The organism is Lactobacillus huangpiensis (assembly GCF_019972815.1).
GTDB classification, from domain to species: domain Bacteria; phylum Bacillota; class Bacilli; order Lactobacillales; family Lactobacillaceae; genus Lactobacillus; species Lactobacillus huangpiensis.
Genome location: NZ_BPPA01000001.1, coordinates 128,401 through 148,430 on the forward strand (window position 1 = coordinate 128,401; position 20,030 = coordinate 148,430).

20 protein-coding genes are annotated in these 20,030 nt (G+C 33.8%); 5 read left to right on the forward strand and 15 right to left on the reverse strand.

Annotation, left to right across the window (positions count from 1 at the left end; all coding sequences use genetic code 11):
* Positions 1–4 precede the first annotated feature (4 nt).
* Positions 5–1,312 carry an NCS2 family permease gene (locus LDM90_RS00605; RefSeq protein WP_198212746.1) on the reverse strand — a complete coding sequence of 436 codons (1,308 nt, stop codon included), beginning with the start codon at positions 1,310–1,312 and terminating at the stop codon, positions 5–7.
* A gap of 226 nt (positions 1,313–1,538) precedes the next feature.
* Between LDM90_RS00605 and LDM90_RS00610 the strand changes: the two genes are divergently transcribed.
* The gene (locus LDM90_RS00610) at positions 1,539–2,330 is read left to right on the forward strand and encodes a Cof-type HAD-IIB family hydrolase (protein WP_223896176.1); all 792 of its coding nucleotides are present in this window, start codon (positions 1,539–1,541) and stop codon (positions 2,328–2,330) included.
* Here the strand turns inward: LDM90_RS00610 and LDM90_RS00615 are convergent.
* The 5 genes from LDM90_RS00615 to LDM90_RS00635 all read right to left on the reverse strand — a co-directional run bounded on the left by LDM90_RS00615 (position 2,327) and on the right by LDM90_RS00635 (position 6,088).
* Positions 2,327–3,181 carry an amino acid ABC transporter substrate-binding protein gene (locus tag LDM90_RS00615; protein WP_223896177.1) on the reverse strand — a complete coding sequence of 285 codons (855 nt, stop codon included), beginning with the start codon at positions 3,179–3,181 and terminating at the stop codon, positions 2,327–2,329. The two genes, LDM90_RS00610 and LDM90_RS00615, sit on opposite strands and share 4 nt — an antisense overlap.
* On the reverse strand, positions 3,182–3,835 hold the full coding sequence (locus tag LDM90_RS00620; protein ID WP_034978572.1) for an amino acid ABC transporter ATP-binding protein: 654 nt from the start codon (positions 3,833–3,835) through the stop codon (positions 3,182–3,184).
* An 18-nt stretch (positions 3,836–3,853) separates the two neighbouring features.
* Positions 3,854–4,495: an amino acid ABC transporter permease gene (locus LDM90_RS00625; RefSeq protein ID WP_034978570.1), complete on the reverse strand. Its 642-nt coding sequence runs from the start codon at positions 4,493–4,495 to the stop codon at positions 3,854–3,856.
* A 240-nt stretch (positions 4,496–4,735) separates the two neighbouring features.
* Complete coding sequence (locus LDM90_RS00630; protein WP_034978568.1) at positions 4,736–5,425, reverse strand: deoxynucleoside kinase; 690 nt, start codon at positions 5,423–5,425, stop codon at positions 4,736–4,738.
* A 12-nt stretch (positions 5,426–5,437) separates the two neighbouring features.
* Positions 5,438–6,088: a deoxynucleoside kinase gene (locus tag LDM90_RS00635; RefSeq protein ID WP_034978566.1), complete on the reverse strand. Its 651-nt coding sequence runs from the start codon at positions 6,086–6,088 to the stop codon at positions 5,438–5,440.
* Positions 6,089–6,833: 745 nt separating this feature from the next.
* Here LDM90_RS00635 and LDM90_RS00640 point away from each other — a divergent pair.
* On the forward strand, positions 6,834–8,462 hold the full coding sequence (locus tag LDM90_RS00640; RefSeq protein ID WP_223896178.1) for an ABC transporter ATP-binding protein: 1,629 nt from the start codon (positions 6,834–6,836) through the stop codon (positions 8,460–8,462).
* A gap of 245 nt (positions 8,463–8,707) precedes the next feature.
* On the opposite strand, the gene LDM90_RS00645 is transcribed toward LDM90_RS00640, so the two are convergent.
* The 6 genes from LDM90_RS00645 to LDM90_RS00670 all read right to left on the reverse strand — a co-directional run bounded on the left by LDM90_RS00645 (position 8,708) and on the right by LDM90_RS00670 (position 14,574).
* Positions 8,708–9,238 (reverse strand): Asp23/Gls24 family envelope stress response protein, encoded by a 531-nt coding sequence (locus LDM90_RS00645; protein ID WP_369792478.1) that lies wholly within the window; start codon positions 9,236–9,238, stop codon positions 8,708–8,710.
* Positions 9,239–9,252: 14 nt separating this feature from the next.
* Positions 9,253–9,435: a DUF2273 domain-containing protein gene (locus tag LDM90_RS00650; protein WP_034978562.1), complete on the reverse strand. Its 183-nt coding sequence runs from the start codon at positions 9,433–9,435 to the stop codon at positions 9,253–9,255.
* Positions 9,436–9,446: 11 nt separating this feature from the next.
* On the reverse strand, positions 9,447–10,001 hold the full coding sequence (amaP, locus tag LDM90_RS00655) for an alkaline shock response membrane anchor protein AmaP (RefSeq protein WP_198212737.1): 555 nt from the start codon (positions 9,999–10,001) through the stop codon (positions 9,447–9,449).
* A gap of 155 nt (positions 10,002–10,156) precedes the next feature.
* Complete coding sequence (locus LDM90_RS00660; RefSeq protein WP_198212735.1) at positions 10,157–10,882, reverse strand: glucosamine-6-phosphate deaminase; 726 nt, start codon at positions 10,880–10,882, stop codon at positions 10,157–10,159.
* A 159-nt stretch (positions 10,883–11,041) separates the two neighbouring features.
* Complete coding sequence (locus LDM90_RS00665; protein ID WP_223896179.1) at positions 11,042–13,387, reverse strand: ABC transporter ATP-binding protein/permease; 2,346 nt, start codon at positions 13,385–13,387, stop codon at positions 11,042–11,044.
* Positions 13,388–13,485: 98 nt separating this feature from the next.
* Complete coding sequence (locus LDM90_RS00670; protein ID WP_198212731.1) at positions 13,486–14,574, reverse strand: YdcF family protein; 1,089 nt, start codon at positions 14,572–14,574, stop codon at positions 13,486–13,488.
* A gap of 205 nt (positions 14,575–14,779) precedes the next feature.
* Between LDM90_RS00670 and LDM90_RS00675 the strand changes: the two genes are divergently transcribed.
* The gene (locus tag LDM90_RS00675; RefSeq protein WP_034978552.1) at positions 14,780–15,457 is read left to right on the forward strand and encodes a CPBP family intramembrane glutamic endopeptidase; all 678 of its coding nucleotides are present in this window, start codon (positions 14,780–14,782) and stop codon (positions 15,455–15,457) included.
* A gap of 74 nt (positions 15,458–15,531) precedes the next feature.
* Here LDM90_RS00675 and LDM90_RS00680 read toward each other — a convergent pair whose 3' ends face one another.
* The 3 genes from LDM90_RS00680 to cbpB all read right to left on the reverse strand — a co-directional run bounded on the left by LDM90_RS00680 (position 15,532) and on the right by cbpB (position 18,874).
* Positions 15,532–17,400: a heavy metal translocating P-type ATPase gene (locus tag LDM90_RS00680; protein ID WP_223898634.1), complete on the reverse strand. Its 1,869-nt coding sequence runs from the start codon at positions 17,398–17,400 to the stop codon at positions 15,532–15,534.
* A 137-nt stretch (positions 17,401–17,537) separates the two neighbouring features.
* Positions 17,538–18,110, reverse strand: a complete 573-nt coding sequence (locus tag LDM90_RS00685; protein WP_198212726.1) for a hypothetical protein — start codon at positions 18,108–18,110, stop codon at positions 17,538–17,540.
* Between the two features lie 278 nt (positions 18,111–18,388).
* Positions 18,389–18,874: a cyclic-di-AMP-binding protein CbpB gene (gene cbpB / locus LDM90_RS00690; RefSeq protein WP_187154162.1), complete on the reverse strand. Its 486-nt coding sequence runs from the start codon at positions 18,872–18,874 to the stop codon at positions 18,389–18,391.
* A gap of 570 nt (positions 18,875–19,444) precedes the next feature.
* Here cbpB and LDM90_RS00695 point away from each other — a divergent pair.
* Complete coding sequence (locus LDM90_RS00695) at positions 19,445–19,762, forward strand: hypothetical protein (RefSeq protein ID WP_198212724.1); 318 nt, start codon at positions 19,445–19,447, stop codon at positions 19,760–19,762.
* 113 nt (positions 19,763–19,875) lie between these two features.
* Positions 19,876–20,028, forward strand: a complete 153-nt coding sequence (locus LDM90_RS00700) for a teichoic acid D-Ala incorporation-associated protein DltX (protein WP_198212722.1) — start codon at positions 19,876–19,878, stop codon at positions 20,026–20,028.
* Positions 20,029–20,030: the final 2 nt, after the last annotated feature.

Below are 20,030 nucleotides of genomic sequence, written 5' to 3' on the forward strand. Positions count from 1 at the left end.
AAGTTTAAAAATTTAATACCCATAAGAATATGATGAATACGAAGAAAAGTATCCACATCATTGGTGTAATTTCTTTTGTTCTCTTAGCGGCAACCATACATATAGGATATGTTATTAAACCTAGAGCTAAACCGTCTGAAATTGAATAAGTTAAAGGCATACCAATTAAAATTAAGAAGGCTGGAACAGCAATTTCCATTTTATCCCACTGGATATGAGCAGTATTTTGAGCCATCAAAACCCCAACGATAATTAGTGCCGGAGCGGTGACGTGAGTAGTAAATAACCCTAAGAGTGGGCTGAATATCATTGAAATTAAAAAGAAAATTGCTACAAAGACAGCTGTCAAGCCTGTTCTACCACCAACTGCAATACCGGCACTAGATTCGACAAATGCACCTACTGGTGAGGTTCCTAGAACTGAACCAACCATCATAGCAGTGGAGTCTGAAGCCAATGCTTTGCCTACGCGGGGCATCTTATTGTCTTTCATAAAGCCAGCTTGTTGAGCTAGACCAATTAAGGTCCCAGCAGTATCAAAGAATGTTACTAAAAGAAAAGTAAGGACAACAACCCACATCTGTAAAGTATTAATGTCCTTAATATGAAAAATTGCTTGACCAAATGATGGGGCAATGCTTGGAGCAACAGAAATTATTTTAGTGGGTAAAGAAATTTGTCCTGTAACTACACCAAAGATGGCTGCTAAAACCATTCCAATAAAAATAGCACCTGGTACATTCAGGATCATTAAAACAACAGTAACAATCAGACCAAAGATAGTAATCCAAACGGCTGGATCATGAAGAGAACCTAAACCAACCAAAGTTGATTTGTTTGCTACAATTAAGCCACCGTCTTGCATTCCCAAAAAAGCGATAAACAAACCAATTCCAGAAGAAATTGCGAATTTTAGATCAGAAGGAATAGCGTTAATTATCATCTCACGTAGCTTAAACATAGTAATTAAAATAAAGATGATAGATGCGACAAAAACAGCAGCTAAGGCTGTTTCCCATGAAACATGCATGCCTACGCAAACGGTATAAGCAAAAAACGCATTGATTCCTAAGGCTGGTGCTTCTCCAATAGGATAATTGGCAACAATTCCCATTATTGCAGTACCCAAGGCACTAGCTAAGGCAGTTGCTGTGAAGACTGCTCCTTTATCCATGCCACTTGCTCCCAGAACACTGGGATTAACAAATAAAATGTATGACATGCTGATAAAAGTTGTTAATCCAGCAAGAAACTCAATTTTTACATTAGTTTTATACTTATCGAGTTGAAAATAACTCTTTATAAAGTTCATCTAACCTCTCCTAAAAATATTGTTCGCGTTTTACATTAAATTTAACGCCTTTAACAGTTTATCATTCATTTAAAGTAATGTAAATACGAATTATATGTGTAAAAATATAGTAAAATAAATACAATTTGCAAATAAAAGCACGTTTGATTAAATTGACCAACTAATGCTTTAATCGGTAAAATAAACATAAATCAGTAGCGGATTATACATCCTGTTAGGAGAAAAAATGGGAATACTAATTTTTTCGGATATAGACGGCACATTAATCAACTCAAAGCAAGAAGTTACACCGAAGACTAAACTTGCTATTCGTAAGCAGCTTATTAAAGGCAATGTATTTGTACCAGTTTCTGCACGTATGCCAAAGGCAATCATGTCTGTTGTAGGAGAAATTACTAGATCATGTCCGATGATCGCATACAATGGAGCATTGGTTTTGGATGAAAAGGGTCACGTTCTCGCTTCGCATTTCATGTCTTCTTCAAAAGCTGCAAGCATTTGTGCTTATATAGAACGTCAGAATAATGGCGTGGTGTGGAATGTTTATAGCGATGATAATTGGTATTATTTCCCAGGTAATAATAATAATTTGGTTGAAAATGAAGAAAAAATTGTTAAATTTAAAGCACAACCCAGTTCAATTACTGAAATAAAACGTCTTGAGAATGTACATAAAATTTTGCTCATGGGAACACCAAGCTTATTAGATGATACTCAACAGGAACTTAGAAAGCTTTATCCAGAATTCTATATAGTGAAATCTGCCGCAAATTTGTTAGAGGTTGTTGTTAAACGAGTTTCTAAAGGTCAGGGAGCAAAAGTAATAGCCCAGTCTTTTGGCATAGAACTAAAAAGGTGCTGGGCTTTTGGAGATAATTATAATGATGAAAAAATGCTTCAATCAGTTGGTCATCCTGTAATAATGGGGAATGCACCACAAGATTTGAAAAAGAAATTTAAAACTACTTTAGATAACAATCACGATGGAATAGCTGCAATACTTGACAATTTAAATTAATCCTTTTTTGTTTGAAGTAAAGGGGATTCAGCTTTGTTACCAAACCATTTGTGATTAATCTTTGTTAAAGTGCCATTTTTTGCCAGCTTTTCTAAGGCATAATTGATTTTCTTATGCAAGGTTAAGTCGCTTTTTCTCATGCCTACACCAAATTCTTCTTTTGGAAAAGGACTTTCGATCTCAGTAAAGTTTTCCGGGTGTTTTTGCCGTGAAATGTAATAATTTGCATAGGTGCTATCTATCAGCAAGCCTTGGATGCGACCTGCATTTAGATCTATAAATGCATTAGTGAAGGAATCATAAAGGATAGGATCCTGATTTTTAATATGATTTTTAAAAACTTTCGGATATTTTATTACGTCATTATAGCCGGAAGAGCCAGTTTGAACGCCCAAAGTCTTATTTTTCATTGCGGCAATGGTATTAATTTTATTCTTTTTAAGACTTACTAATACCTGAGAAGTATATAGGTAAGTTTTACTAAAACTTACCTTAGCTTCACGCTCTGGGTTTTTGCTAAAACCATTCCATATAAGATCAATTGTGCCGTTTTTTAATTCGGTAGTATTCATGGACCAGTCAATTGTTTGAAAACTGACGTTAATACCATATTGTTTAAAAACAGCATTTGCGAGATCAACGTCGTAACCAATTAACTGACCATTTTTTTGTCTAAAGTCCATGGGCACAAAAGTATCATCTACACCAACTGTAACATAGCCGCGTTGCTTTATATGAGACCAGTTGTCAACTGCATTAGCTTTTCTATTAACTGATATGCCACTGCAGGCAGAGATAAATAAAGTACAGATGAGCGTTGTTATGAGGGCTAAGAGGCGCTTTGTTTTCACTTATATTACCTTCTTATCATCTAATGCTTTTACTTTGAATACCTGATCAGCCACTTGACTGGCAAATTCCATGTCATGAGTGACAATAATTTGCGTCATGTTGTTATTATTTTTAAGTTTTAAAATTATTTCTCCGACTTTTGTTCTTAAAGCAGGATCTAAAGCAGAAGTGGGTTCGTCATAACATAGAATATGGGGTTCCATTGCTAGAGCACGTACAATAGCTACTCTTTGTTGCTGACCTCCAGAAAGCTGATAGGGATAGAGCTGTTCTTTACCAATTAAATCTAGTTGTTTAAGCAATTTTCGCGCACGGGCTTGTGCCTGATCTGTACTTTCTTTTAAAACTAGTGTTGGTGCCAAAGTAATATTTTCGATTACTGTTAAATTGGGGAAAAGCTCATAGCTTTGAAAAACTACTCCGATAATATGACTTTTGCTATCAGGAGCGGCTGGGTCAAACTTTTGCCCATCCCACAAAAAATCACCGGAATCAATTTTTTCTAAACCACTTAAGCAGCGCAGCAAAGTAGTTTTTCCTGCTCCAGATGGTCCTACAATGGCTAAAATTTGTCTGTCAGGAATAGTTAAGTTTAACTTGTTTAAAATCGTACGAGAGCCAAATTTTTTAGTAATGTTTTTAAGTTCTAACATAGTATTGTTTCCCCTAATTTACTTCCACTTTGCAAAATTGTGTTCAATTTTTTTCAGCAAAAATGATGCGATACCTGTCATTAATAGATATATTATACCGACTATCACTAAAGGAATTAGCGTTACATCTCTTGCTGTAGCAACATTGCCAGCACGTAAGAGTTCACCCAAACCAATGACATAGACTAAAGAAGTATCTTTAACTAAGTTGATCACTTCATTGCCAATTGAAGGTATAACTATTTTGCTGACCTGAGGAATAATAATATGGGTCATTGTTTGCCAGTAATTTAATCTTAAAACGCGAGCACTTTCGTATTGACCTACAGGGATTGATTGAAAGCCACCACGGAATATCTCAGCAAAATATGCCGTATAGTTTAAAATAAAAGCGAAAAGTGCTGCATCATAGCGTTCAAAAATGATGCCGACTATAGGCAAACCATAGAAAATAAAAATTAATTGCAGCAAAAGAGGGGTACCCCGCATAATCCAAATGTAAAATTTTAAGATTAACCTTAAGGGCTTAAAATGCGAAAGCAAGCCTAGGCTGACTATAATTCCCAAAGGAATAGAAACAATCAAAGTCCAAAAGAATAAAATTAATGTCATCTTTGCACCTGAAATTAAAGAGGGCATAATTGAAAGGATATAGTTCATTTTTTCTCCTTTTTACTGAAATTAATTTGATTAGAGAGACTAATAGGGCAACTCTTTTAATACCAGCTAAATTATATAAATTGATTAAAAAAATATGTGAAAAAATATATGTTTTAATCATAACATAGTTTTCGAAATTTTATTTAATTAATATAGAAATTTGTAATTTGCTGATAGTTAGTTTAATAAGCATGACATGAAAAAAGCCACTAGCTGTAGCTAATGACTCTTTAAAATGATTTATTGTTGCTCGATTTGAATAGCTGTAGACTTGTCCCAAGACTTAGGTAGTTTGCCCATTTCTTTTAACTTGGCAACGATTTGATCTAGTACAATTTCTCTAGCATGATCATCAGTAATGAAGTCTAGTTTGTCACCATCTATTTCTATTTTAGGAGAGTAATCGTATTTTTCATACCAGGGTTTGTAGTAACGCAAAAGTCTCTTATAGTAATCTTCCAGCGTTGCGTCGTAGCTCAGCTGTTCATAAGGACGTCCTCGTTTTTGAATCCTTTTAATCATAGTGTCATATGAAACCTTAATATGAACAAGCAAATCAGGATTTTTCTTTGGCATGTGCTTAAGTTCACCCATCATATTATTGAGCAGTTCATAATATGTATCAACTTCTTCTTTAGTAGCCCGACCAATGTCTGCATTCATTTGGAAGAAAAGGGCATCTTCATAAATTGAACGATCAAGAACGTTATTATCATCGGTTAATGCATCCTTGATACTACGAAAACGAGTGTTTAGGAAAAACACTTGGAGTAGAAATGCATATTTTTTAGGATCAGCATAAAAAAGTGGCAATACAGGATTGTTATCAACACTTTCATAAAAAGGTTTAGTTCCTAAATACTTAGCTAAAATACTGGTTAAACTGGATTTACCGGCTCCAATTGGCCCGCTTAAAACAATAACTGTCATCACGTTCCTTCTCTATTCTAAATTGCCTATTGCATGCAACTTGTCATCAATTTGACTTAAAACTTCTTTTTTGGCATCTTCATCGCAAATGAAATCATATTTATCGCCATCAATTTTGATCTTAGGAGATGCATCATATTTTTCGTACCAAGGCTCGTAATACTTAATTAGCCTGGCATAGTAATCTTTTAAACTGGGATCTGTACTGATTTGCTCAAATGAACGTCCACGTTTTTTAATGCGCTTAAGCATAGTATCCAGGGAAACATGAATGTAGATTAGTAAATCGGGTTTTTTGCTAGGATTGCCCGGCGTGTCTTCCATCATATTTTCTAGCAAACTATCATATATTTTAAATTCAGTAGGGTCTGCCACTTTACTATCTGCATTCATTTTGAAAAATAGTGCATCTTCATAAATCGAACGATCAGAAACACTGTTTTTTTCTAGAATTGCCTGGTTAATTTGTGCTAAACGGTGGTTAAGCAAGTAGATGTTGAGCAAAAAAGTATAGCGTTTCATGTCTTGGTAATATAAAGGAAGAACAGGATTATTATCAACTCCCTCGTAAAAGGCTTGTGTACCTAAGTGCTCAGCTAAAATACTAGTTAAACTGGATTTACCGGCTCCAATTGGCCCACTTAAAACAATAACTTGGATCACGTTCTTTCTTAAATACAATATATAGATTCTTATTTAGTTTAATACGAGATATAGTGGTAGACAAGGAAAAAGTAAATTTAAATTGTAGTGAAAAAGTCAAGTGATTTTGTATAATACAGAAGTAAAAAGTTGTAGATATTGTCAAAATTGAAAATTTGAACTTATGATTTTAAACTGTGTTACACGTGAAACTAAAATAAATCCTCAAAATTAAACTAATAGTTATTAACTTGCAATAGAGTTAGAGCATGATGGAAATATTTATTCTATAGCAAGCCGTACAGCTTGCATTTAGCTTTTTTATTGTTAAAGCAAACGAAGCTGAAAGCAGTTGTATAATTTAATTCAATTAAAACATGATAATGATATCTCAACTATGAAACAAAATTTTTTTAAGAATATAAAGCAGTTGCACTATTTATATACTGTTGCGAAGAAATAATTCTAAATATAAAAATTAAAAATAGATTGCTTTTATATTATAAAAACCATAAAATGATAAATAAATTATAAAGGTAGTAGAAAATGCTTCAAATAAAAAGGGCAAATTAGTATGTTTCAGGCCGTAATTGGTACTTAGGGGATTTTTAGAAGGAATGCTAAAGCCCACAATAATTAAATTATTTGAGAGCCTGCAGCTTTGAAATAGGTCAAAGATTAATGTTCTTTGCAAACTGTTTCTCTCAGGAAGATATGTCATTTTAGTATTAGCTCTAAAAATAGATGTTTTGACAGGAAGTAAATCATGGACGATACTATAACAAAATTTTCGCTTTGGGCCTACATTAAACGTAATTCAGGCATGTATGTAATTCTGGCCATTTTCTATTTTGGCCGGAATTTAGCACAAATTGCTGCCAGCATTTTTAAAGGTAATGCACTTACTGCTTTGACTCAGCATAATTTAAACGGCTTTATTGTTGATACAGGTTTAAACTTGCTTAGCTGGGGCTTTTTTCTGATTTTCTTTTTTTGTAGTTCACGGTATTCCGCTGTAATCATCAAGGCTGTCGATAATTCCATTAGGAGCGCATTAGCCCATATAATTGGCCGTCAAGAGTATGAAGGCTTTAACAAACACACGGAAGCTGATTATGTTTCCTGGTTTACTAACGATATAAACCAAATTAATCAAGATGGCTTTTTCAGTTTAGAGCAAACATTTAGTAGCGCACTCCTAGGCATTATTGCCAGTGTCATCCTGTTTTTTTACCATCCACTCTTATTTGTAACCACTTTGGTTTTTGCTGTTATTATGATTTTATTTCCCCGTCTTTTTAAGAAAAAGCTGGAGGAATTATCACAAAAACAAAGCAAGCAAAATGAGGTATTAACGTCAAAAATAACCGATGTTCTTGAGGGCTTTGTCAACCTGCTCACGCTTGGTCAGCATAAATTGCTCAATAAAATAGTTCTTGCGGTATCAGATAAGACCGGACAGGCTCGGGTTAATTACATTACAGAAATGTCCTTTTCTAATGCACTGATTAACCTGATTAGTGTATCTGCTCAAACTATTTTAACTGTTGAATCCGGATATCTGGCCTTTCACAATCAGGTTCCAATTGGTGCTATTTTAATTGTTGGTTCAATGTCCGGGAATGTCTTTGGCAGCTTGACAGAAATCAGTATTGATCTAACTTCAATTCGGGCAGTTCAGCCTATTTTTGACAAATATAATAAATTGGCTAATAAACAGGAAAAAACTGGGGATAAGAATGTTGCTCCTTTGACCCAGCAAATTGCATTTAGCAATCTTTCATTCAGCTATCCCAATAATGACAGACCTATTTTAACGAATGTTGCCGGCAGCATTAAGCAAGGGGAAAGAGTGGCCATTGTTGGTCCGTCTGGTTGTGGCAAATCAACCCTTGTAAAATTAATTGGTGGTTTGTTAACAGGCTATCAAGGTTCGCTGACTTGGGATAATGATGAATACAGCGAACTTAATTTTAGTTCGCTGCACAAGCAGATTGCTTACATTGACCAGTCTGCCTATATTTTTGACGGCAGCCTGCGTTATAACATCACTTTAGATCGGGAGACAACTGACAAAGAAGTTAATGCTGCAATTACGCGTGCCGGTCTCGAAGAGTTTGTTGCTGACAGTGCCAACGGTCTTGACACTGTTTTAAAACATGCTGGTAATAATATTTCAGGTGGTCAAAAGCAACGAATTGCGCTTGCACGACAGTTACTTAATAATCCGCAAGTTATCTTAGCCGATGAAATTACTTCAGCAATAGATGAAAAAGATGGCCAGAAAATTGAACAAAGTCTGCTTGATTTGGACAGCATCACTTTAGTCTACATTTCTCATCACTTGCGACCGGAAATCAAAAAGCAATTTGATCAAGTGATTGAATTGGGATGATAGAATAATACATCTTTTAACAACCAATTAAATAAGCTGGTGAAGCCTATTTTCGAGATTGGTAAAAACACCTACTAATAAGTATGGTTAATGAAAACAAATCAAACAGATAATTAGGTTTACCTAAAATTCAGGATAAATAAAAAAAGGGAAACCATCAAAATTGAGGTTTGCCTTTTTTGTGTAAGTATTATGATCTTTTTCTAGAATCTGCCACATAAATTTGTCGATTGAGATTGAAAATACTATTTAACTCTAGATTCTTTAGATTCCTTTTTCTTTTCTTCGGCTTTATCTTGAACTTTGTCTTTTTGATCGGTAATTTTTTCCTTTGTATCCTGAGCAGCTCCAGTGATGCGGTCTTGTAAGCTGACAGAATCTTTTTCGTGTTGCTCTTTAGTTTTAATATCAACTACTGTGACGTTAACTTCAACAGTATCAAGACCGGTCATTTCTTTAACTTTTTCTTGAATTTTTTGCTTTATTTGATCGTATAGCTTAGTAATATCAACGCCATATTCTGCAACTATTTCAATGTCAACAGCTACTTGTTTTTTACCAACTTCAACATTTACACCTGAAGTGACATCATCGCTGTTGACAATTTTATCAGCGATATTTGAGAAAAAGCCACCGTTAACAGTTAACAAACCTTTAATATCTGATAAAGCAATGCCAACAATTTTTTGAATTACTTTTGAATCGTATTTTAAGTCACCTTTAACTTCTGGTTTTGAACTACCTTGATTTGAACTTGATTGTACCATATTGCATATACTCCTTATATATATTATTTATTCTGTAACATTTTTTTGAATACCGGCCAGTAATGTCCAACTAAAAAGCCACAGACTAACATCACGATTACAAAAATAGTTTTAAAAAATCCCAGTACCAAAAAGCAAAATGCCAGTAACACACCAATTACAGCACCGCTTATTTCTGGGAGGTATTTTTTATATTCTTCTTTCATTTTGACCTCCTTCATTGAACGCGCTTTTCAGGTTTATCTCCTTTGTGATAATTGATAAACTTGATTTTAATTTTTGGTTTTTGTTCAATTCCTAGCAACTGCTTCAGGTTCTTTTTTAATTCTTCAAGGTAATCATCAAGTAGGGCAGCAATGTTTTCACCTGGACCAAGATCTCCGCCAATTTTAATTTTAATCCGGTGTTTCGTAAGTTTAGAACTAACTTTTGCATTATTTAAATAAGGCAAGTCAGCAAGTGAATTCATTACATAGCTATTAATGGCTTTTGAAGTAACCTTAACTTGACCATCACGTTTATGAATTAAATTAAAGTTTCTCTGGACTGGCCAGAATAGGATGACAATTAAACTAACAATTAGTATTATAAAAACAATTATACTGATACCAATTAAATACCAGGCAAATATAGGATTAAGAGAACCTAAATGCGGTAATTTAATCTTTAAATATTTTTGCCAAAAACTACTGGTTTCCCATATTAAGTAACAAGGCAAAGGTAGCAGTAACAACATGCATAATACCAATAGCCATTTTTTACTCCTTTTCAACTTATCACCATCCTCTCATGGTTCACCTTAATAATAATACGGATTATTTTAACAGACTAACAATATGCACCATATGTATACAATAACAGCATGCGAAATAGTACACAAAAAAGCGATGCTTTAATGCACCGCTTTTTTAATATAATTTGAGTTAATTAATTGTTGTAATTTGTACTTAACTTGCTTGCTGCAGCTTGATCAACAATAAGAGTTACATTTTTATGCTTTTGCAAGATTGAAGCTGGGACTTCTTCAGTTACTGAACCTTCAACCATCTTTTGAACAGCTTCAGCTTTATTATCACCAAAAGCCATAATGACGATTTCTTTGGCAGACATAATATTTGCAATACCCATGCAAATTGCTGATTTAGGTACTTCGTCAATATTATTAAAGAAACGAGAGTTGGCTTTAATAGTATTCTCTGTTAATTGTACTTCGTGTGTAACAGAATCAAATGATGTACCTGGTTCGTTAAACGCAATGTGGCCATTTTGGCCTAAGCCTAATAGCTGAATATCAATCGGATTTTCAGCGATAATTTTATTATAGTCAGCAGAAGTTCCTTCTGGATCTTTAATAGCTTTAATACCATCAGGAATATATGAATGCTTGAATGGCTTTTTATCAAACAGATTTTTTTGCATAAAATAGTGATAGCTTTGATCATTATCAGGAGTTAAACCTACATATTCATCAAGGTTAATACTAATTAAGCTACTATTGTCTAGATTGCTCTTAGTCCACTCCTGGTAGAGAGTCACAGGAGTTGATCCAGTTGCTAACCCAATAACTTTACTGCCACTGTTAATACTATTCTTAAATATTTCAAAACCTTTTTTACTGCCGTTAGTCTTGTCACTTGAGATAATAACTTTCATTTTATTTGCCCCTCCATAATTGTTATCTCAATTATAAATTGGTATATGCCAATTTGTCAATAAACTTGATAATAATAGCAGGCATTGTTTTTGGCAATTAAAAAAGTTCAACTAATGTTTGTTTCACATGTAACTTTAATTGAACTTTTTAAGATTGTTTTATTCGCTTCTTAAAGCAATAGCAGCATCTTTTTTAGCAGCCATACGTGCTGGCAGGTGTCCGCCAAGCATTGTCAAAACCGTTGAAATAATGACTAATATCAAAGCATGTACTGGATTAAGTTGGGCGACGTTAGCTAAATCTGTGATGGAGTATAAAAGACTGTTAATAGGGAAGACTAGCAGCCAGGCTACGACTACTCCCAAAACTCCAGCAAAGACACCTAGAATGAATGTTTCAGCATCAAACACTCTGGTGATATCTTTTTTACGGGCGCCTAAAGCCTTTAAAATACCAATTTCTTTCGTTCTTTCAAGGACAGAAGTATAAGTTAAAATGCCGATCATGATCATTGAAGTTACTAACGAAATAGCAGCAAATGCAACCAATACGGTAGTAATCCCGTTAAGTAACCCACCAGTCATTGAAGTAACGGCACTAGACATGTCAGTATAAATGATTTTATTCTTTCTTTTTTTACCACGATTCCATTTATCTAAATAATCAAGCACTTTATCTTTAGAATCAAAATCGTTAGGATAAATCATAATACTCGTTGGAATGGTTGAGCCACCAATTGTTTGCAGCATCTGTTTCTTTTCTCGAGCATTCATATCTTGTCCGGTCATTACATTTTGTTTTGCCTTCTTCTGGGCTCGTACTATTTCTGATTTTTTATTTTTCTTGATAATGTTTTGAGTTAGCTGATCGCTGTATGCAATTCCTGAAGACAGGAGTGCCATAGAATTCTCATCTTTTGGTCTAATGACGCCTACAATTTGCATTTGGGTTTTGCTATTGTCATACATAGAATTACTGATTTTTTGAGGAATAAACATCCCTGTTGGCAATTTTTGGTAATAGTCATCGTTGTCGACAACTTTAAATTTCTTCCCAACAAATTTTTGATAATTTAACTTCTCACCAGCTTTGGCTTTCAAACCTAAGTTTTTAATAATATTAATGTTTAATTTGTTTTCGTTATCTGTTACTAAAACCAAATCTGTAGCCTTATGCGGCCATGCACCAGACAAAAGTTGATAATTTTCTTTAAGGAAATTGCTTTTACTGGAATTAAGTGTAGTAGGAAACACTGATGAGCCTAAGCCGGTGGCACTAATTGCTTGCATTCGCATTTGCGCAGCTGCCTGAGAGCTATCTGAATTAGCTGAAATAGGAGAAAATTGGACACGCTTAATTTTATTTTTGCTGCGAGTGAGCAAATTCAGGTTAATCCCACGCTGATAGGAAATATTGTTAGCATAATTGGGATTTATTTTTTTGACGTAATTAACATATTTTTGATTAATCTTATTTTGATGAGTGGATTCCTGCATCTTGTCTTTTTCAACGGTTAAATAACCCCGGTTTTTAACGTTCTTTTCAGATTCGTTCCGGTCTGCAACGCTGCTGGCGTCAGTAGCAGTTTGATTGATGGTCACGGGATATTTAGCTAGTGCTTTACTCATAGTCGTATCAATTTGTTTTTGAAAGCCATTGGATAACGCTAAAACGATGGCAATAGAAATAATACCGATACTTGAAGCAAAAGCAGTTAAAGTCGTTCTGCCCTTTTTAGTCATAATATTGGTAAAGCTTAATTTGATAGCATTCCAATATGACATTTTTGTACGCTTTAATTTAAAAGTATCTTTTTCTTCTTCCGGAATAAAAGGATTGGAATCATTTAAAATTTTTCCATCTTGAAAGTTAACTATTCTGGTCGCATATTCCTGAGCTAACTTGGGATTGTGCGTAACCATAACTACCAAGCGATCTTTTGATAGCTCTTTAATTAACTTCATAATCTGCTCAGAGGTTTCAGTATCAAGAGCGCCGGTAGGCTCGTCGCAAAGTAAAATATCGGGATTATTAGCTAAAGCCCGGGCAATAGCTACACGTTGCATTTGACCACCGGATAATTGGTTAGGATTTTTAGAAATATGTTCTTTCAAACCGACTTGAGTTAAAGCATCTACTGCTCTTTTGTGTCGTTCTGACGCAGAAACTCCGGATAAATTCATTCCTAATTCAACATTGGCAATAATTGACAAGTGTGAGATTAAGTTATAATTTTGAAAAACAAAGCCGACAGAATTATTCCGATATGCATCCCAGTCAGTTTCCTTAAAATTCTTAGTAGATTTGCCATTAATAATGAGATCACCGCTATCATAGCGATCAAGTCCGCCGACAACATTTAATAACGTAGTTTTACCAGAACCACTGGGGCCTAAAATTGCAACAAATTCTTGGTTACGAAATGATATAGAAACATCGTCAAGTGCATGAGTAACCGTATCACCGACATGGTATGATTTGCGTAAATCTTTTAATTGTAGCATGTCTTTTTCTCTTTCTTTTAATAATTAATTAATAAGAGATAGTTTAACATTTATGCAAGAGTAACGCCAAAATATGATGGTCATTATCTTTGAATTATTTAGTGGATGATACCAGTAAAATCAAATAGAGCATAAATAGCGAAGAAAAGAATGATTAAAAATATGGCGACTATATGTCGTTTCTTTTTAAGCAGTAAAACTGCAGCAAATTCACGCACAATTGCGTTAGGTAGAAAGTAAAGACGTGTATAGCATCCTACACCATTTGCTTTTAGACCAGCTGCTTTTGCATAGAGAGAAGCCCTAAAAATATGATAATTGTTACTAAAGAATTTTGCCTTGTAATCTTTACTGCCGAAATCTTTTGCAGCTACTTCGGCTGAAAATTTCATATTTTGGTATGTATTTTTGGAATTATCTTCTAATAAAATGTCTTTTGGTTCTATACCGCGAGCTATTGCATATTCTGTCATTGCTTGAGCTTCAGAAACTTTTTCATCTCCACCTTTACCACCAGACATAATAAATTTAGGCATTTTCCGTCCTTTAGTGACTTGCTTTTGAGCATATTCAATAGCACGATTAATTCGACTGGCTAAAAGTGGGGTGACTTGTTCACCGTGAGACAGCCCCGCTCCTAAAACGATTAAATAGTCTTGGTTATATTGTCTAGGAACAATTTGGTAAAAGGTTAAATTAACTAAAAAGTTGTATGCTACAAAAAGAAGGTAGTCTAATATAGCTGTTGGCGCATATAGCAAAATTCTAACCCAAGAGGGCAAATTTCTAAAAGGTCCAACTAGTGCAACTAACCAAACAACAATAATTCCAATACCAATAAAAAGAGTTAATAAGTTTGATAGGGTATGACTTTCACGTTTCCATACGATATAAGCATTCCATAGAAAAAATAGCCATGAAAAAGCTGCTAACAAAGTAATTGTTGCTACAAATAACACTATCAGAATTTCGTATGTCAGAATGAGAGGTCTCAAACTGGTAGATAGAATCATTACGGTCAGCCAAACGCCAAATGCCAATAAAAAAATAGTAAAAAGAATGCCATTAAGCAATCTTCTGGGTTCTTTTAGCCAAGAAAATAAAAAAACTGCAAAAGTTGCAAGCATAATAAGTGAAAGAATTATAAATGAACGGTTTTGATTTAATACTTCAAAAATTCTAATCATAGTATCCTACCTTAGGTTTAAAGCTAAGTCTATTATAATAAAGATGAATAAAAAGTCATAGTAAATTAAAATATGATAGAATAATAAAGTTATTTCCCAGGAAATAGCTTATCATCATAATTGAAATTAAATTTTTAAAGTTAAGATGACATTGTGCAAAACGGTCGAAGTTGCTTTTACTTATAGTTTGAAAAGAGTGAAATGAATGAAAAATTTTTTCTATTTTTTGGGGAATGTAATTACAATAATAGCCTCTTTTATAATTTATAGCGTAGTGCAACAATTTTATTTTTACCCTCACAGGTTAAGAAGAGAACTGCATTTAGGAAATGTCTCTTTTATCCTGCTAACGATGATAATTACAACAATAGCTTTATTAATAGTGCTTTATTTATACCGCTTGCAATTAAGACATAGAAATGAACGTAATTATAATAGCAGACCACATTGGCAGTTTAAGAAGATATTACTTTCCCTTTTAGGCGTAATAATGTTGATTATAGTTAGTGCGACTATACAGTTGGCACTGGGTTTTAATTCGGATCAAACTTCAACTAATCAGAATCTTTTAGATCAATTTTCTCATCAGGCAGGAAACTTTTTTCCAGTGATGGTAATATTTATAGGCCCAGTATTTGAAGAATTTATTTTTCGGGGCTTTTTCTTTAACACTTTCTTTTACAAAAATACGAATTTAAATAAATGGTTAGGTATTCTTTTCAGTGGACTTATCTTTGGATATGTACATGATCCTGGACTTACTAAATATATACTGGTTTATTGGGCATTAGGCTGTGTATTAGCCTGGGTTTACACAAGTACCAGAGATCTGCGCTATTCAATTTTATCTCATATGATTTTTAATGCATTAGGATTCGTATAAAAAGCCTGGTAAACTGATGCTTAATAGGCTATGCAGTTTATCAGGCTTTTTTAATGTAAGAATATTTTTGAAAGTTAATTTGTAGTGCTAATTCCTGTTTGTTCTGGATTTTTAGGAGTAGTTTTTGCTAAAAGAGCCAAGCTAATAGAAATCATATCAACCACTTCCTGCAAAATTGCTCCCCAAAATGCAGGGATAATACCAGTAAATGCAATTAGCTCGATGATAACTACGATGGTGATAGCAGTTAACACATCTATATTGGCAACTTTCATAGTGTGTTTAGAAATTGCTACGGCATCATTGATTTTGGATAAGTCGTTTACCATGATAATTGCATCTGCACTTTCACTAGCAGCAGAAGCACCTTTTGCTCCCATGGCTATGCCAACATCAGCAGCTGACAAACTAGGGGCGTCATTAATGCCGTCACCAGTCATAACTACTGGTCTCTGATCTTGAGGCACATTTTTAATTGCAGCAATCTTTTCAGCGGGCAACAAACTATAGCGTATATCATGCACTCCAACTGTTTGGCCAATTTTATCAGCCACATCTTTGTGGTCTCCTGTCAACATCATAATGTGTGCACCACTTTGACGTTTCAAACGTGCTATTGTCTCAGCACTTTCAGGACGAACTTGATCTTTAAATGTAATATAACCGGCATACTTATCGTCAATTGAAATATAAACTGCAGTAGCATTGACTGTTGCAGCTTTTTCTTGTGGTTTAACATAATCCAGCTTGCCAACTTTAACTAAATGTCCCTCAACGATGCCGCTAATACCTTGACCAGTTGATTCTTTGATATTTGTTGCCGGTTTTAAAAGGTTCTTATCAGCTACATTAACCAGTGAATTAGCAATAATATGACTAGATTGTTGTTCAACACTGGTAGCGTAACTTTGCAGGGTTTCTGGACTATAACTACTATTATTGGCAGGTATTATTTCATCAATTACCAACTGATTTTCAGTTAAAGTACCTGTTTTATCGAAAGCAAAAGTTTTTGCTGTAGCTAGTTTCTCTAAAGTGGGACCGGACTTAACTATAATATGATGCTTGGACATGGAACTCATGCCGGATACCAGTGCAACTGGTGCGGCAATTAGTAATGGACAAGGTGAAGCTACAACCATGACTTCTGCAAAGTTGACCGGATTGCCCGAATGGATCCAGGCAGCGATTCCTATTACCAGGGAAATAATGGTAAATGGGACAGCGTAGCGGTCAGCCATTTTTACAAACTTGGCCGGTTTTGCCTGCGATGATTCGACAAGTGAAACAATTGTCTGATATTCAGAATCACTCGCTTTTTTAGTGACAGCCATTTCTACTGCCACGCTGCCATTAATCGAACCAGACATTAATTCATCACCAGTTTTTTTAGCAACCGGCACAGATTCTCCTGTTAATGATGACTGGTCAAAACTTGATTCACCACTAACTACTTTACCATCAACTGGAACTTGTTCACCTGGTTTGATTAAAACGTGATCTCCAATTTTTAGTTGTTCAACGTCAACAGAAACGAGTTCATTGTTCATAATTTTGTTGGCAATAGTAGGTGAATTGCTTAAAAGAGAGCGTAATTCTTTATCTGCTTGTCCAGTAGCATAGTCTTCTAATGTTTGGCCACCAGTCATCATGACTAAAATCATCCATTCAGCCCAAATGTCACCAATCAATATAGTGGAAACAACTGCGATAACAGCTAAAATATCAACGCCATAGCGTCCTGATTTAAAATCACTGGCAATTTCGGCAAGTAAGGAAATTGCCATCATGATACCCACAATATCGATTAATACTGCCTGAATAGGGAACTGCAAGTTTCCTATTTGAAAAAGACTTTTGGTCTTTAAGCCGAATTGGCAAAAAAGACCTATTATCCCAATTGCTAATACAAGAATAAATTTCCATTGGCGTTTAAAACTCATTAATAGTAGCCTCCCGTAAGTTAAACTAATTATTATGTTTTCTATTTTAACACTAAATACTCAATTTTATTTAGAATAAGTCTAAATTAGATGCAAATTAATATAAAAAAAAGAAGGTAATTTTTACCTTCTTTAACTTAGTGATCTTTTAGTTTAATAATCTTGTTGAACTGAGTTTCGGTTTTTACCGGCTTAGCTTTAGACGTAAATTTAGAATTTTTAATTTCAGGGAAATCATTTTCATCCTTAGAGGGTTGAATATGAAAAATTTTAGTCCTTCCTAAAGAATCAATTATATCTGTAGATGACATTGTAATAAAGTTGTCATTGTCACCATGGTCATCAGTTTCTGCAAAATAATGGTTAATTTTTGCAATTCCTTTTTCTGAAAAATGTTCTTCGTGAGCCAAATCAAGAAGAAGGGCATGCAAACGAGTAGCTGATACCAATTCATGCTGCAATATTATAAAAATCCAGGAAAAATTGGAATCCATTGATTTAAAACGTTTTGTAACTTTGTCTTTATAGAACGCATCAGTGATTTTAGTCGCTTCTTCCATATTATTTGGGTTTTGTGCCAGCCCCTTTAGTTGGGACACCAATTCAGATTTCTCTTCAAGTGAAAGCTCTTGATCATTTGGGTAAGTCCAATTTTTTATAATTGCGCGTATCAAAAATGTCAAATGCGCAGAAATTGTTTTACTTGCCATAATAGTGTTCTTCTTTTCTGATTATTTAAGGAGTATCTATTGATTCTTGTTAACTAATTCAGCAAAGCGCTATTTAATTTTAAAAGCAAAATGATTATAATTAATAAATATGTATATATAATAAATATAAAATTGAAATCAATTTTTAACATTGTATTAACCAAATAGCTGGATTACCAAATAAAAGTACCGGTATCTCCCTATTAATGATTATTATAACTTAATTTGTAATAAAGTACACTAAAAAGGAATAAACAAAAATAAATTTTAAGTATATTTTATAACAGCTTATCTTTGGTAATTGGGATCACCTTATATTCTTTCTCAAAATTATGAGAAATGTAATTAAAAGCTTTAATCCATTCACGTCTGGTTAATAGTCCTTGGAAAACACCATCGTCATCAACCACAGGCAAAAAAGCATTGTCAACTAACAAATGAAGTTGAGTTTCCAAGGTAGTCTGAACAAAGTTGATTTTATCAAATTTGGTTTGCATAACATCACGAACTAATAATTTATTTAAAGGTTCAAGTGAAATCCTATCAGTTTCCATCATTTTATCTGTGATCATTGCTAAGCTCAGTAAGCCAACAACACGGCTTTGGCGGTCAAGAACTGGAATTTTTGAATATTTTACACGCGTCAGAATCATAAATGCGTGATATAAAGGATTGTCGTCTTCAACAAAAGCGATGCGAGAGGCAGGGATAATGAAAGAACCTGATTTTTCTTCCAGTAAGTGTTTGATTGTGGGTGAAAACATTAAATATGAACCTTTCATAATAAAAAATAATAATTGTTCAAATTTAATCCTATAACAAAGAAAAAAGGCCCGCAAGATCTGCGAGCCTGTTAGTTTTCATCTACTTTGAAGGAGTAAGAATGAATGAAATAAAAAAGTGGGAGTATGTAGTAAGTATTGCTTTCGCTTACTACATAAAAAAATAATATCTCTAAAATATGAAGTTAAGTTAGAAAATCTCTTATAAAAGGGTAAAGAATTTCTTTAGAACAGTTTAAGACCATAGAAAAACTCACGTAACGCACGTGAGTCGAAAGGGATAGATATGAAAATGACCTGTAAAGTCATTTCGGTTTTTTCATTATTATACTTGGAGGAGTATGAATGAAAAACAAAAAGTTGAGTGTGATATAAGAAAAATGAATATCTTTCCTATATCACAATTATAGTATAACTATAAAATGTGAAAAAAGTATGACGAAAATCTCAAAATGCAAATTTTAAGTAACTACAAAATTGTTTGTTGCAAAACTCCTTGTTATAATTAGTTTTACTTTAGTTAAAAAAAGAATTGAAATTTTAAGGAGAAAAATGGGAAAACAAGATTATCGTAAAAAGATCATTTTTTGGCTACGTTTTTCTGGTTGGCTTTGTTTGTTGCCGGCATCTGCTTGGCTTTGGCTGTATCAGATGTTTAGTCAAGGTGCTTTAGGATACACGCTTTTAGGGGAACTTATTTTTACAGTCTTATTTGCTGTTTATATCTTGACAACTGCCCAAAGTGAACGCTGGCTAAAACCAACAAACATTTTTATCTTGTTAATGCTTATTATACTTTTTGGCTCATTTATAATTCTAATTCCGCTTTGTTTTGCTTATAACGATTGTCGTAAGTTGAATAACGAGTAATAAGGAAAAATATTTAAATTTGGTAAAAGTTTGAGAGGATTTTTTTAGTTACAAATCTTTAGTAGTACTATATTTGATAGAATATTTTATTAATATTGAGAAAGATATGAATTATGGCTAAAAAAGAAAAAACTGATTCACGTACTAAATGTGTTGGAAAGTTTGTTTTGACGACAATTATCTATTGCATCATTTTAATGGTACTGATTTATTTGTATCAGTATAGTGGGTTAACATCTGTTCACTTTATCTACAATGAATTTTAAAG